Annotated in this window: 14 protein-coding genes and 1 pseudogene; 10 read left to right on the plus strand and 5 right to left on the minus strand. The window is 42.9% G+C overall.

What is annotated here, in order from left to right:
• Positions 1-219: 219 nt before the first annotated feature.
• The 6 genes and pseudogenes from RM347_RS04995 to RM347_RS05020 all read left to right on the plus strand — a co-directional run bounded on the left by RM347_RS04995 (position 220) and on the right by RM347_RS05020 (position 4,133).
• The gene (locus tag RM347_RS04995) at positions 220-357 is read left to right on the plus strand and encodes a hypothetical protein (RefSeq protein WP_322721585.1); all 138 of its coding nucleotides are present in this window, start codon (positions 220-222) and stop codon (positions 355-357) included.
• A 215-nt stretch (positions 358-572) separates the two neighbouring features.
• A complete protein-coding gene (locus RM347_RS05000) occupies positions 573-938 on the plus strand; it encodes a response regulator (RefSeq protein ID WP_322721586.1) in 366 nt (121 codons plus the stop codon).
• 6 nt (positions 939-944) lie between these two features.
• Positions 945-1,553 carry a chemotaxis protein CheC gene (locus RM347_RS05005; RefSeq protein WP_322721587.1) on the plus strand — a complete coding sequence of 203 codons (609 nt, stop codon included), beginning with the start codon at positions 945-947 and terminating at the stop codon, positions 1,551-1,553.
• Positions 1,554-1,610: 57 nt separating this feature from the next.
• Positions 1,611-3,224 carry a hybrid sensor histidine kinase/response regulator gene (locus RM347_RS05010; RefSeq protein ID WP_322721588.1) on the plus strand — a complete coding sequence of 538 codons (1,614 nt, stop codon included), beginning with the start codon at positions 1,611-1,613 and terminating at the stop codon, positions 3,222-3,224.
• Positions 3,225-3,374: 150 nt separating this feature from the next.
• Positions 3,375-3,476 (plus strand): annotated as a pseudogene (locus RM347_RS05015) (DUF2231 domain-containing protein); the annotation flags it as partial.
• Positions 3,477-3,746: 270 nt separating this feature from the next.
• Complete coding sequence (locus tag RM347_RS05020; RefSeq protein ID WP_322721589.1) at positions 3,747-4,133, plus strand: peptidoglycan-binding domain-containing protein; 387 nt, start codon at positions 3,747-3,749, stop codon at positions 4,131-4,133.
• Positions 4,134-4,240: 107 nt separating this feature from the next.
• Here the strand turns inward: RM347_RS05020 and RM347_RS05025 are convergent, their stop codons facing one another.
• Positions 4,241-4,579 carry an FUSC family protein gene (locus tag RM347_RS05025; protein WP_416211938.1) on the minus strand — a complete coding sequence of 113 codons (339 nt, stop codon included), beginning with the start codon at positions 4,577-4,579 and terminating at the stop codon, positions 4,241-4,243.
• Between the two features lie 520 nt (positions 4,580-5,099).
• Between RM347_RS05025 and RM347_RS05030 the strand changes: the two genes are divergently transcribed.
• The 4 genes from RM347_RS05030 to RM347_RS05045 all read left to right on the plus strand — a co-directional run bounded on the left by RM347_RS05030 (position 5,100) and on the right by RM347_RS05045 (position 7,456).
• Positions 5,100-6,047, plus strand: coding sequence for a zinc-binding dehydrogenase (locus tag RM347_RS05030; RefSeq protein ID WP_322721591.1), 948 nt, complete (start codon positions 5,100-5,102; stop codon positions 6,045-6,047).
• Between the two features lie 15 nt (positions 6,048-6,062).
• Entirely contained in the window at positions 6,063-6,410 is a 348-nt protein-coding gene (locus RM347_RS05035) for a hypothetical protein (RefSeq protein ID WP_322721592.1), read from the plus strand.
• A 23-nt stretch (positions 6,411-6,433) separates the two neighbouring features.
• Positions 6,434-7,234 carry an SDR family oxidoreductase gene (locus tag RM347_RS05040; RefSeq protein WP_322721593.1) on the plus strand — a complete coding sequence of 267 codons (801 nt, stop codon included), beginning with the start codon at positions 6,434-6,436 and terminating at the stop codon, positions 7,232-7,234.
• Between the two features lie 66 nt (positions 7,235-7,300).
• Positions 7,301-7,456 carry a hypothetical protein gene (locus RM347_RS05045; protein ID WP_322721594.1) on the plus strand — a complete coding sequence of 52 codons (156 nt, stop codon included), beginning with the start codon at positions 7,301-7,303 and terminating at the stop codon, positions 7,454-7,456.
• Here the strand turns inward: RM347_RS05045 and RM347_RS05050 are convergent.
• The 4 genes from RM347_RS05050 to RM347_RS05065 all read right to left on the minus strand — a co-directional run bounded on the left by RM347_RS05050 (position 7,453) and on the right by RM347_RS05065 (position 14,587).
• Positions 7,453-10,365: an NHLP bacteriocin export ABC transporter permease/ATPase subunit gene (locus RM347_RS05050; RefSeq protein ID WP_322721595.1), complete on the minus strand. Its 2,913-nt coding sequence runs from the start codon at positions 10,363-10,365 to the stop codon at positions 7,453-7,455. The two genes, RM347_RS05045 and RM347_RS05050, sit on opposite strands and share 4 nt — an antisense overlap.
• Positions 10,366-10,372: 7 nt before the next feature.
• Positions 10,373-12,694: an NHLP family bacteriocin export ABC transporter peptidase/permease/ATPase subunit gene (locus RM347_RS05055; protein ID WP_322721596.1), complete on the minus strand. Its 2,322-nt coding sequence runs from the start codon at positions 12,692-12,694 to the stop codon at positions 10,373-10,375.
• 35 nt (positions 12,695-12,729) lie between these two features.
• Complete coding sequence (locus tag RM347_RS05060) at positions 12,730-13,026, minus strand: four helix bundle protein (RefSeq protein WP_322721597.1); 297 nt, start codon at positions 13,024-13,026, stop codon at positions 12,730-12,732.
• 121 nt (positions 13,027-13,147) lie between these two features.
• Complete coding sequence (locus tag RM347_RS05065; protein ID WP_322721598.1) at positions 13,148-14,587, minus strand: NHLP bacteriocin system secretion protein; 1,440 nt, start codon at positions 14,585-14,587, stop codon at positions 13,148-13,150.
• Positions 14,588-14,599 lie beyond the last annotated feature (12 nt).

Consider the following 14,599-nt stretch of genomic DNA (forward strand, 5'->3'; position numbering starts at 1 on the left):
CATTCAACTTAAACTTTCAAGAATAGTCGTCGTCAAGACAGACAGTGTCACAAGTGCAAATAATTAATGCGATCGTCAGTTTCTCAAATCCTACCAAACTTGGTGCTACTCAAACGATGTCAAGCAACTATGCCTCAAAATCTAACTTAATGGCATGAGCCTGCAATAAATCGAGTGGAAACTGATATCCACTACACAAGATTTTTGGGCGTTGCATAAATGCGGGATGAATTGGCGGTTGAAACCATTGAAAAGTCGTTCCAAATTGAGCGAAATCATCCCATTATTCAGCTACGCCGAATTTTGCATTGGCAACGGATAGCAAAGCCTGAATTAGATCGGATTTTAAATACTTAACAATTTTTAAAAATTTACCATTATTAAAAATTTTAGCTCCACAGCATAGCATTATAGTTTCAGCGAGTTTAATAATTTTTCCAAAACTTATCAGTTCTATTGATAATTGTAAAATTATATTTATTTCTTATTTAATTTATTCATTTTAATTAATAATGTAGGCAAATTAGCTTAAATTAAGAATTATTAAGCTAAAGCAAAAAAGGACAAAGCTAATGGCAATGGTTTTGATTATCGATGATGCAGCTTTTTCTCGCAGAATGATCCGTAAGTTTCTGCAAGTCGATGGTTATGAAATTATAGAAGCAAGTAATGGGCTTGAGGGATTAGAAATGGTTTACAACCATAAACCAAATTGTGTATTAGTGGATCTCCTAATGCCAGATATGAATGGGTTTGAATTTCTGAAAGCTATACAAGATAAAGAATTAGAAATTCCGACAATTATCATTTCTGCCGATATCCAAGAAGGGGCACGCAACCAAAGTTATAACTTGGGGGCAGTCAACTTTATTAATAAACCGCCAAAAGAAAATGAATTGCGAAAGGCAGTCCAGCAAGTTCTTAATACCAAGGAATAAGTTTTCATGAATGTGACAGTAGAAGAACTGGATGCCCTGCAAGAGTTAATTAATATTGGAGTCGGTCGAGCAGCAAGTCTACTTAATGAAATGGTAGACTCTCACATTCGTCTGAAAATCCCAGTTGTTAAAGTGTTAACTGCTGCCGAGGCCTATAAAGAATTAACAATACGATTTCATGATGAGACTTTGGCAGCTGTAAAACTACGCTTTACAGGCTCTTTCTATGGCACTGCTAGCTTAATTTTTCCAACTGACAGCGCCTCAACATTAGTTGCAGTGCTTACAGGTGAAGATCCAGAGTCGGCTGACCTAGATGCGGTTAAAATTGGCACCCTGAGCGAAATTGGTAACATTGTCATAAATGGGGTAATGGGTTCACTCAGTAATGTGCTAAAGCGGCATGTAAACTACACATTGCCCGTTTATTTAGAAGATACGCTTGAAAATTTATTGTTATCTGCCTATGAGAGTGATTCAAAAATCTTATTGGCACAAGCCAGTTTCACAATTGAACGTTTAGAAATTATCGGAGATATAATTTTAATCTTTCTGGTGGGCACTTTTGATGCACTGATCACTGCAATGAAGGACGAAATGGGAATAATCCAATAATATAATGTTAGCAAAAAAAAATCGTTGAAAAAAGTCTTAAAAAACTTTGATAATACAATGAATATAATTGAACAAGCTCAGGAAAAATTTAGCCTTTTAGATAAAATTCCTTTAGGAGCTTTTGTTCTACAGTCAGATTATATTGTTATCTTTTGGAACTGCTGCTTAGAGGAATGGACAAAAATTCCAAGAAGTAAGATGTTGGGAACTTCTATTCATGAATATTTCCCTCATCTGAATCAACCTCGTTATGCTAGCCGTTTGTACCAAATTTTTCAAGGCGGGCCTCCGACAATTTTTTCCTCTCAACTGCATAAATATATCATTCCTGTACCTATATCCAAAGATAAATACCGCATTCAACACACAACTGTTACTGCTGTGTCTGCATTGGATGGAGATAGATTTTATGCTCTGTTTTCAATTGAAGATTTGACAGATTTAACTTCCCGAGTTCACGAATATAAAAACCTACGCGATCAGGCTCTAGCAATAGCAGAAGAACGTCAAAAGGCCAAAGAAGTTGCTGAGACAGCAAACCGCATCAAAGATGAATTTTTAGCAATTGTCTCTCATGAACTTCGTTCTCCTCTTAATCCAATTTTGGGCTGGGCAAAGCTATTAAAAGATCGCTCATTAAGCGAAGCTACCACTGTGCGTGCCCTTGAGACCATCGAGCGAAATGCTGAACTACAAGCTCAGTTGATTGAAGATTTGTTGGATATCTCTCGCATTCTTCGAGGCAAGCTAGCACTTAATTTAGAAATTGTTAATCTTCTTCCTACTATTGAAGCTGCCTTAGAAACAGTGCAATTGGCAGCAGAAGCAAAGTCTATCCAAATGAATCTTCATTTGGATAGAGGAATTGGACAAGTAAAGGGTGATAGTAGTCGTATTCAACAAATTATTTGGAATCTACTCTCTAACGCTGTTAAATTCACACCATCCGGTGGACAGGTCGAGGTCTACTTAGAACAGATTAATTCTGAGGTACAACTGAGAGTTAGTGACACGGGTAAAGGTATTAGTCCTGACTTTCTGCCACATGTATTTGAGTATTTCCGTCAGGCAGATAGTCGTACAACCCGAAGTTTTGGTGGACTAGGACTTGGTTTGGCGATTGTGCGCCAACTTGTCGAGTTACATGGCGGTACAGTTTCGGCAGAAAGCGCTGGAGAAGGACAAGGTGCGACGTTTACAGTTAGCCTACCAGTGTTTCAACATCTGGAATTAGGAAGGGAAAATTACAATGTATCAGACGATTCCTATCCATCTTGTATGCTTTATGCTCCACTAGAAGGAATACGTTTGTTAATTGTAGATGATAATGCTGATACCCGTGAGTTTCTGGCATTTCTATTAGAACAGCAGGGAGCAATCGTGACAATCGCAGCATCTGCCACTGAAGCACTGGCTGCAATTATGGAGTCAAAGCCAGATTTACTGTTAAGCGATTTAGGTATGCCAGATGTTGACGGTTATACTTTGATCCGAAAGTTACGAGCAATGCCCGCCAATCTAGGTGGACAAATTCCCGCGATCGCCCTCAGTGCTTACGCCGCAGAAACGACACAAAAACAGGTTTTTACAGCCGGATTTCAACTTCATATCGCTAAACCAGCCGATCCTGCCAAACTGGTAGCTGCGATCGCAGCCCTTGTTAAGAACTGACCTCTTAAAAGTTAGCAAGTTTGACGCACGCAGACTAACAGAAAATCAAGAGGTTATATCGTGTCCGGTTAAAGACTTATCATTAAGACCGCAGTTCTTGCAGGGGGCAGGGAGCAGGGGGAAAGAAGCTTTTCCGATTTTTGCACAGATGTGGTAGATGTTGTAGGCTATTTTACCCGCAACGTGCCTTTGTTTGAGGTAAGTTTCTTGAATATATTTGTTGCTGCGATCGCCATTTTTTTAGCGGTGATTTAAGGATTTTAGGGAAATTCTCACAAATCAAGAGCAAGACTTTGTGCGACACAACTCTCAATAAATTAGTCATGCTTTTGTCACAATTTTGCAATAGCTCTGTCAATCTAACGTGTGATGCTAAAGCTCTGGGTTAAGAAATAGACTCACTCTATATAAACCCACACACCAGAGTTTATCGAGGAGAATCACTATAAGGCACTAACCCTTATTAGGATGATTCTTCTAATCAAAATTGCCAGAATTCTCATAGTTAAAAGGAACAAAAAGATGAATTGGAAAGTACTTGCTTTGCTCCCTGCCTTGGCTTTAGCTACTGCTGCGCCTGCTTATTCTTTAAGCAATAATAAAAGCCACAATACGACTACTGCTACTCACATTGCTCAAAATACACAGCATAGCGGCACCATGAAAAAAGCTAATGCCAAGCATAAGTCTAATAGTAGGGCAAGCCATACTACTGTACTCACGGTAGGTAGCAGAGGAGAGACAGTCAAAACTGCTCAGAATTTGTTAAAACAGCAAGGATTCTATACTGGAAATGTGAATGGTGTCTTTGATAACAAGACACATTCAGCGGTGATCAAATTTCAGAAATCTAAAGGATTAAAAGCAGACGGAATAATTGGACGCCGGACTTTGGCATCTCTGAAATAAAATGGTTTCAGCTTCTTGCTTACTTTTAGCAAGCAAGATTAGCTCGACTTGTCTTTTCCAGTTGTGCAAGAAGTTGCTGTCGTTCCCAACCAAGCTAGCGAAGAGCCTCAAGACCCAACCTTCCAGCCAGCTGCACTAATAATGTTGGATAGCAATATCATGGCGGGAGTGAGCAGTATGATGAATATGCTGTAGCTTAAGGCTCGCACCGACATAGCAACAAACACAAGCAGTAGGAAACAAACTGCGTAGACGTAGCCCGTCGTAGACATCGCTAATGAATTATTGACTAGTAAAACCAGAGCAATGCTGATAATTTCACCCAAAATAGTTCCAACGACTCTTTGTATTGTTAAACTTCTTTTGCAATAGTTTCTGGTAGTGACATATAGCGGTTCTCGCTTGAGTGAGATACAAGAACCCCACCCCCAACCCCCTCCCCGCAAGCGATGAGGGGAATATGATATACCTTGTATGATTAGGAAACGCTATAGCTTTAATCCAAAAATATTTAGTTACCGTTCAATTCTGTTGATCTTAGCAGGTCTATTATTTTCCAAATGAGCCTGGTCAAATTCGGCATTTTTGGGCAAAAAAGATAAAAGTTATTATTTTAAATTTTTCCATTTTGCATAGCAAAATTCATAGATGCCTGCAAGAAGCCCGATCGTAGAGTAAGGTAGGAGGTTGACAGCGACTAGCTTACAACACAGCAATAGATGTAACCATTGATGAAACACATATTTTCGTCAGATGCTTGATTCTTCAGGCTGTCTGTGATATTTTTCTTTTTACATTCTTAAAATACTATAAACCTATTGAGTTACCGTAGTTACAAGATTTCGTTAACCTAATTATAGGGATTTGAAGTTAAGAATAAATAGCTAACCTATCGAGTTTATCTATTGCAGGCAGTAGATTGCGAACCAACGATCTAGAAATTAATTTCTAAGCCAGGGCAACCTTATGAGCAAGATACGTGCTGTGATTGTTGACCCCAATGTGCCGGGGCGTTTGGCACTAAGTGAAGTGACTGCACCAAAGCCTGGCTCAGATGAAGCTCTAGTGCGGGTAGCGGCGATTTCCCTAAATCGGGGAGAGATAAAACGTTCAACCACTGCTGAGGCTGGTTGGCAGCCTGGTTGGGACTTGGCAGGTGTAGTGGAAATTCCCGCTGCCGATGGGTCGGGGCCTCCCCAAGGGGCGCGTGTAGTTGGCTTGCGCCGCGCCGGTGCTTGGGCAGAACTCGTGTCTGTTCCCACCAACGCCTTAGCAGAAGTGCCGCCATCAATATCTTTTGCTCAAGCTGCCACACTGCCTGTAGCGGGTTTAACTGCGTATCATGCTGTGCTAAAAGGTGGTTCACTTTTAGGTCGTCCAGTTCTGGTTACAGGTGCATCAGGAGGCGTTGGCTACTTCGCTATCCAATTAGCGCGGCTATCTGGGGCGCACGTTGTGGCACACATTCGTCAAGCTGGCAATGAGACTCTAGTTAGAGAAGCAGGGGCACAATCGGTGGTGATTGGCGAAGACCTCTCACCCGCCAGCGAGTATGGCCCCTATCATCTAATTGTAGAGTCAGTAGGTGGCAAGACTTTGGGGGTAGCCCTTGGCTTACTGGCACAGGATGGAAAAACTGTGCTGTATGGAGTATCTGGGGGAGCAGAAGTGACCTTCAACGCTGCCCAATTTTTTGGGACTGGTGGCGTGAGCCTATATGGTTTACGTCTATTCGATGAACTGAGATTTGAATCAGCCGCAGTCGGTCTAAAACGGCTTTTAAGTCTAGTAGAAGCAGGACAGTTGCGTCCTCACATTGATTTAGAAGCTTCTTGGACACAAATAGCTGATGTAGCACAACAACTACTTGACAGGCGTTTTCCTGGCAAGGCTGTATTGCACATTTCCAATTGAGTATTAGTAGATGGCATGGGGGATAGTACTGACTTCTGGTTCAAGCTAGATCAGCTTGTAGCCGCTAGTAGTCTCAAGATAGATCGCCCAAAAGGGACATTACATCCACGTTATCCATCCTTCGTTTATCCACTGGACTATGGATATTTACAAGACACTCGTTCTGGAGATGGATCTGATATTGATGTCTGGATAGGTAGCTTGTCTAGTCAAACAGTAACTGCCGTAATTTGTTGTGTTGACTTGGAAAAGCGAGATACAGAAATCAAAATACTTCTAGATTGTACATCTGAGGAAAGCCGAGTCATCTTGGAAATCCACAATACAGGCTCTCAATCGGCAATGTTATTGGTTCGCAAGTAAATTACATTTGAGCGTAAGTTTGTATGAGTTTAGAACTAAAACTATCAGGTAAAACAGCGATCGTCACAGGAGGAAGTGCGGGAATTGGTTTAGCTACTGCCAAAGCTCTTTATAGTGAAGGTGTGAATGTAGCGATCGCAGCCCGCAATCAAGAAAGACTAGAAAATGCCGTAAGTGCTATCCAGTCCCTACCCACGCAAGGAGCGAAAGTGATTGCTATCAGCGCCGATCTGACTAAAGCAGAGGATGTTGAGAAAGTTGTTTCAACAACTTTGACCCAGTTTGGTCAGATTGATATCTTGATTAATAATGCAGGTTCAGCCCGTGCCGCATCTTTCCTAGAATCAACTGATGATTTATTTTTAGATGCTTGGAACTTAAAATTATTGGGCTATATCCGCCTAGTTAGAGCCGTCGTCCCCCATCAAAAAAGTCGCGGTGATGGACGGATTGTCAATATAGTTGGCGGTGCAGGACGCACACCTCGTCCCAACTTCCTAGCTGGTGGCACAAGCAATGCGGCTCTGCTCAACTTCACAAAGGGCATTTCTAAAGAGTTAGCCGAGTACAAGATTCGCATTAATGCTATCTCCCCTGGTGCTACAGCTACTGAGCGTGCCGAGACTTTAGCTCGGCAAAACGCCCAAGCGCAAGGGATCACCGTCGAGCAAGTAAAGGCACAAAATATCCAAAGTATTCCTTTAAAAAGGATCGCCCAACCAGAAGAAATTGCCGCGCTGGCGCTATTTTTGGTGTCTGATTTAGCTGCATCGATTACAGGAACAGAGATTATTGTTGATGGCGGATCTACTCCTGGTGTTTAGCAGTAGAGACGTGATTAATCGCGTCTCTACTCCTGTAAAAACATAAACTTATTGGATCTCAAAAACATGGGTTCTCAATACTTTGACATCAAACCCGTTGCAGGATGTATCGGTGCTGAAATTATTGGTGTTAATCTCAGTTCTAACCTCAGCAATGACATTATCAGTGATATTCGCAAGACTCTAATCAAATACATTGAAAAGAGGGTGGGATGGAACTAAAGCTCGTCTTCTAACTGTTGGGCTACCAGTCTGGCAAATAACCCTGCTTGGGCAATCAATTCCAAAAAATTACCTACCTGCACGACATGGCCAGCGTCAATAACATAGATGCGATCGGCATTACGAATCGTGCTGAGGCGATGGGCAATCACCACTCTGGTAGCATTTAACTTAGCTAAACTTTCAGTCACAATTGCCTGGGTGCGGTTGTCTAAGGCACTGGTTGCCTCATCCATCAAAATAATTTTAGGCTTTGAAACAAGCGATCGCGCAATCAATAATCTTTGCCGTTGTCCACCGGAAAGATTAGTACCTCCCTCGCTAATTATGGTGTACATCCCCATTGGCATTTGCTCAATGTCACCAGCCAAACCTGCCATCCGTGCCGCTTCCCAAGCTTCTTCTTGGGTCACCAAAGCCCCAGCAGTAATATTGTCAAAAATTGAGCCTGTGCCAATTTTGCCATTTTGCAGTACTACCCCTAACTGTCTTCGCACAGCTTGAATATCCAACTCTGCTAAGTTTTTGCCATCATAGTAAACGCTGCCTGTTAAGGGAGTCTCAAACCCCAACAACAACCGCAAGATTGTTGATTTTCCGCTTCCAGAAGGGCCAACGATCGCTACAAATTCTCCCGGTTCGGCATGGAGGCTGACATCGTTAAGGATTAAACTTTTATTCTCAAAGTAGTGAAAGCTGACACGATCCAATGCTATGCGACCACTTAACTTCCCAGGATTGGTTTTAGTTGAGTCTGATTCTGGCTGCGATCGCCAAATCGGCTTGGCTTGCTCCCAAATTGGTACAATACCCAACATGTCTGTCACGGTATTGCTTAGGTCAGTCACTCCCTTAATAAAAATTGTTAAAGCATAGTTAAAAGCAACAAATGTACCAATATTTAAGCGTGTCTGCATCAACAGCATGACAAACCCAAACAGTAGCACAGTACTGATTAAGGGAAGTGCTTCGCTAAATATAGAAACGCCATCTTTTATTTTTTGCCAACTCGCCTTCAAGCGGATCTGCTGACTGTACTTTTTTGCCCAAGCTGCGAATGCTCGTTCTTCTGCCATTGCTACCCGCAGCTTGGCGACACCATTAATCAGTTCCACGGTGAGTCCTTGAATTGCACCTTCTAGTTCTTGCTGTTTTTGTGATTTCTTGACTAGTAGCAAGTTGGAAATAGCCGTGACTACAGCAGCAAGAATTGCTAAACTGACTCCCAAAAGAGCAAGTTGCCAACTGTAAACAAACATCAGCGCTAAGTTGAATAGGGCAAAAACTCCGCTCAACAAAGTCCTTTGGGTTGCACCACTGAGTTGATCGTGAATTTGCCTCACCGCCATAACGCGGTTGACCAAATCTCCAGAAGTGTATTGACGAAAAAAACCTGGACTTAATCTCAGCAGCCGATCCCAGATGGCTGGTTGCAATATGCTGTCAGTAGCACTTTCGACTCGTAGGGTAATAATACTTTGGGCAATCTGAAAAGCTAACTGCCCAAAAGCTGCTGCTAACAATACTAATCCGATCTGCCACAGTAAGGCGCGATCGCTATCAGGAATGGCATTGTTTATTAAAATTGCGGTTGCCTGGGGTGCAATCATTCCCAGCAACGTCCCCATTATCCCTACAAGCACAATACTGGTGATGTCTTTTTCGTAGCCCTTAACCCCAAACTGAAGCATTTCAATGGCATTGTTCACAACCTTAGGTAACGGTCGATAGAGGATATAAGCTACATTTGCCAGTGTTTTTGCTACCGATTCATTTACAGGTGTGCGAGTTTGTGCTATTGGATCAAATAGGATATAACTCTGATTATCTCTGGGCAACAAAGCTACTGGGCAGTTTTCTAACTGGGTATAAGCTAACAGAGGTCCTTGATCCTGCCGCCACCAACCATCTGTTAAAGTTATCCGCCGAATCCGAATTTGCGATGCTCTGGCGATCGCTGCTACAGGGTCTTTAATAGAATTCAAATCATCTGCTGGCGGACGAATTTCTATTCCCAGCGTCCGTCCGACTGCCCCAAATGCTACTAATAAAGGCGGTCCTTCCTGAAAGAAAACCGCCTCCTGCTGCGGCTGCAAAACTGCTGCTAAATCAGAGAGTGCCCCCTCTATTACTTGCTGATTAAATTGCTCGCGTTCCTCAAAGTGCCGAAATTCTGCTTCTGCTTCTTTATTTGCGAGCAAACTGAAGTAGTGAAAGAAATAAGTCTGCAAACTGGCTAAACCTGCCAGGAGTTCCTCAGAATTTTCTAAATCTGCCGTTGGCAACACTTGTCCGATAACTGCATTTTCTGCCTCCAACCACATAGCATTTGTGAGCGGAAATGCTGGTGAGGTAGAATTCAACTTTAATTCCTCAACTCCCATCCAGTGAGTATTGCCTTGCTGCAACTTCACCCATAAAAGTCTTTGTAGCTTGCACTGTAGCGTTTCACCAGGCGATAATGAAAAATCCCGCTCAACCTTTGCCTGTACAAGGTTTAATGGCGTAGTCAAAACTGTTTGCTGGGCGCGAAGAGATTGTCCTAAATGATTTACCCAACCTTCTAAAAGTTCTATGGTTTGAGAGTCAACCACGCTGATTCCCTTAACCAAATCAACCATTGACATCTGGCATAATTGAGTGGGTTCAATTGCGATCGCTACAAAACTCCATTGGCTTTGTCCTATTACTTCCGGTAACAACGCTGCACTAAACAATGCTTCACCAGCGTTGACATGAAACAGATAACGGCGATGCTCTTTTGATAAACTGTTCTGAACTCTAGTTGCAAACACCGCCAATGTTCCAGACTCCAAAATCCAGAATGTTTCTGGGTCATCCAACGGTACTGGTTCATTTGCTTGAAAGGAGTACAGTTTAGAAGAAGGATTCACCTGCGGGCTACTCATTACTCAACTATGCCTCTGCTGCGTGAAGTAAGCGAAGATAAGTTCCGCCTTGCTGCCATAATTCCTCATGGGTGCCACGCTGCACGATTTTACCTTGCTCTAGGACAATAATTTCATCACAATGGCGAATTGTGCTGAGGCGGTGGGCAACTACAATACAGGAACAACCACGCTGTTCTAAATTGCGATTAATAGTCAGTTCTGTTTCCGCATCTAAGGCGCTTGTTGCTTCATCAAGTACTAACACTGCGGGATTTCTGACCAAAGCGCGGGCAATTTCTAAACGCTGGCGTTGCCCACCGCTAATATTCATGCCGCCCTCAATCAACTCAAAGTCATATTTTTCAGGCATAGATGCGATCGCATCATGAATAGCTGCATCTTGGCAAGCCTGCACCAAATCAGCTTCTGGCACAGTAGAGTCCCAAAGAGTGATATTATCTCGCACAGTCCCCGCAAACAAAAAGATATCCTGTTCAACCATTGCCAAACAGTTAGCAAAGACAGAGCGTTTAATTTGCGATCGCACTACACCATCAAAGCAGATTTCCCCATCCCAAGGCTGATAAAGCCCGCAAATTAATTTAGCAATTGTAGATTTACCAGAACCACTTCCCCCCACAAGTGCTATCCTTTGCCCTGGCTTGACAGTCAAGCTCAAATTCTCAATTAACGGGGGTTCCACAGGACTGTAGCCAAAGGTGATATTTCGTAACTCAACCTTACCCTCTAATTGCCAAAGAGATGAGGGAGAACTAATAGCTGTCTCCTGCCCCCTGCTCCCTGCCCCCTGCTCCCTGCCCCCTGCTCCCTGCCCCCTGCCTCCTTCCTCCTGCCCCCTGCCCCCTGCCTCCTGCCCCCTGCCCCCTGCCCCCTGCCCCCTGCCTCCTGCCTCCTGCCTCTCCTCTACTTCTGAGTCAACGGAATTTTGAAGCACATCATCAAGGCGGTTTAAGTCAGCTTCTAAATCTTGCAGGGTACTGCCGAAATTGACGAGGCTATTAACTGGTTCTAAGAAGCTCTGCGTTAAACTTTGGTAAGCAACCAGCATCCCAATACTAAGACTTCCATTCATTACCTGTAAACCACCAACTAGCAAGATAAAAGCTGTGGTCAGGGCGGTTAAAATCGTCGGTAATGTAGTGAGAATTTGAGTTTGTAAACCTAATTGCTGTTCGGCGTTAACAGCTTTGGCATAATAACCGGCAAACCGAGCAAATAAATCTGACTCCAGCCCAGAAGCTTTGACGGTTTCTATTGTTTGGATGCCACTAACCGCTACCCCGCCTACCTTGCCATATTCCTGAGCTAGCCGCATATTGGCATCGACGCGAGTTTGCGATAAAAATAAGAGGGCAAGAATGTTGATAGCAGCAAAACCAACTGCGATCGCACTCAGCAAGCGATCGTACTGAATCATAATCAGCAGGTAAAAGACCATCATCACTGCATCAATTAGTGTGGTTGCCAAACGCCCTGAAAGTATTTCGGCCACTTTGTCATTTAGTTGCATCCGATTACTGATTTCCCCAGCAAATCGTTGGGCATAAAACCCGATGGGTAATCGCAAGATATGCCAAAGAAACTGTCCTGACATGCTGACTGACAATTTAACCATCAATCGCCGCAGGTAGGTAAGCCGCAGTCTAGCCAGGAACGCCCGTAATAGGGCAGTCATAACCATTCCTAACAGCAAAGGTCGCAACCATTGTTCACGGTCTTGAACTAAAATTTCATCAATGAATACCTGAGCAAAGGCTGGTACTGCTAATCGAGGCAGCGTTAGCAATAACCCTGTCAGCAAGCAAAACAAGATAGTAGCTCGTGAGTTTTGCAAGCGGCTACTTAAAGCTGAGACAATGTGATTTTTTTTGCCTCCCTTCTGAAAGTCCGCTCCTGGTTCCATCACCAGTGCAACACCAGTGTATGCGCGATTGAACTCTTCCCAGGAAACTGTTCTCCGACCATTGGCAGGATCGTTGAGGTAGACGCGTTTTTTGCTATATCCTTCTACTACAAGAAAATGGTTAAAATTCCAAAAGGCAATATAGGGAGGGCGGGTAGTTGCCACTTTTTCTAGAGACAGTTTTAAACCTTTGGCATTAAGTCCATAGTTTTTGGCAGCTTTGATGATATTGAAAGCTTTGCTACCATCCCGCGAGACACCACAATCTTCCCGCAGTTTAGCCAGTGGTACAATCCGTCCATAATAGCTAAGAATTATTCCCAAAGCAGCCGCACCACATTCGACCGCTTCCATTTGCAAAAGTGTAGAAGTACGGACACGGTTCGGTTTGAATTTCGGGATGGGGCATGGGGCATTGGGCATGGGGAAGGGGAAATGGGGAAAGGGGTAAGGTTTTATTATTTTAATGACTGATTTATGGATTGAATTTGATTAGATAGCATACGGCTCAACTCCATAGCTTGATTATGAAGTTGTGTATAAGTTGCTTGGTCTAAATAGCCGACTTCTAACGCTACTCTTAAAAGACTGCGAACTTCCTCGGCAGACCCTTTGGCAATATTTAGAAAGTTTAAGTATTCTTTGCGAGAATATCGTTCAAATCCTTCTGCAATATTTGTAGGTATTGATACGCTTGCGCGTCTTAATTTATCCCTTAAACCAAAGTCTTTACTCAGTTCACCTTCCTTAGTCATTAAATATATTTGCAAAACTCAAGTCAATACCTTTTTGCCATACTCTTAAATCCTCAAAAGTTTCAATTTTTTTCCCTTTCCCCTTTCCCCTTATCCTAGTGACATTCTCCCATGCCCCAATTTAATAAATCCCCGTCCAAGAGCGCAGCATAGGAATAATATAAGAAATTGGTGCTTTTTCTCCAACTTTTACTTGAACAGAAGTAGTTGTCCCAGAAGATATTTTTAAGGCTGGGCCATCAGAGGATGACCAATTGTAGCCACTGATTGATGTAGGGTTTTCTTGTAGTTGCACAAGAGCTTGTACTTTGCCTTCACCTTTACCTGCAAGACTAGCCGCAATTTCTTTGTTACCAACGATCGCTGTAATATCTTGTGTAGTTACCGGAAATGAAGAAATATCTGCAACGGTTCCGACAATGCCGCCTTCGCGCTCACGTTTGGCAAAGCTGGGAGTCACTTGTACAGGCATCCCTGGCTTGATTTGCTTACCATCTTTATTAGCAAAGTAAACAAGACTCATAAGTTTTGAATTTGGCTGTTCAGCCTCAATTGACCCCAAGCGACTACCCGGATTCACCATTTGTCCAGGGACAGCACTCAGTTCGAGAATGTGACCATTATATTTGCTAATAATTCTACTTTCTTGAGATAGTTGAAGTTCTAATTGGGCAATTCGCCGCTTTACTTCCCGAATTTGATTGGTTTTATCAATTGATTGCTTTAAGTCTTGTTCTTGTAATTTAGTATTTTGAGTATTAATATCTTTAATTTTGGTTTTAATTTCGTCAATTCTGTTGAGATTTTCTAGATATTCTCGTTGAGTAGTGGTTTCTTGGATTTCGAGATCCTTGATTTGCACATCAATATTCGACAGTTCACTTTGAGTATTAAAATATTCTTGTTCAGCTTGCACCAACATATCTTGGCTGATGACATGCTGCTCAAAAAGGTGACGACGGTTATCAACCCGTCCTTTAAGAGTTTTGAGTAAGTAATTGATTTGTTCTTTGCGGGAATTAATGCTTTGGCGTTTTTGAGCGATCGCTCTCAATGTTTGATCGCGTAACTTGGGCGCACTTTGCTCTCGGCGCAGGTTACTTTCCAAATCCAGTTTTTGCTGCCCAAGCGTCATGATTTGTTGGTCAATCAGCAGCTTTTGTAACCTGTCAGTTTCTTGATTTTGGGTTTGCAGTTGTTGCAACTTTATCTGCTCTTGCTGCAACTGCTGCTTTAGCGCTGATTGGTCGATAATACCCAGTACATCACCTTGTTTAATAATATCCCCCGCCTTCACCTTGAGAGCTAATAATGGGCCAGAACTGGGCGCTTGAAATTCCACAACATGGTGCGGTTTAATCAAGATACCTTGTCCTGTGACGGTGAGGGGAATTCTACCAAACACACTCCAAACGCCAGCCACAGCAACCACAAAACTCATCGCAGATAAAGTCAACCAAGCTTGGGGCTTGACGACATTTATCGCTTGATCCAGTTGTTCTGGTGAAGATAAGCGCTCCAGGGCTTCTGGGCGGAAGATGTGGCTGTGTTTTAGTTGCATTGTTCTCCTTCT

The organism is Nostoc sp. ChiQUE02, from assembly GCF_034531305.2.
Lineage (GTDB): Bacteria > Cyanobacteriota > Cyanobacteriia > Cyanobacteriales > Nostocaceae > Nostoc.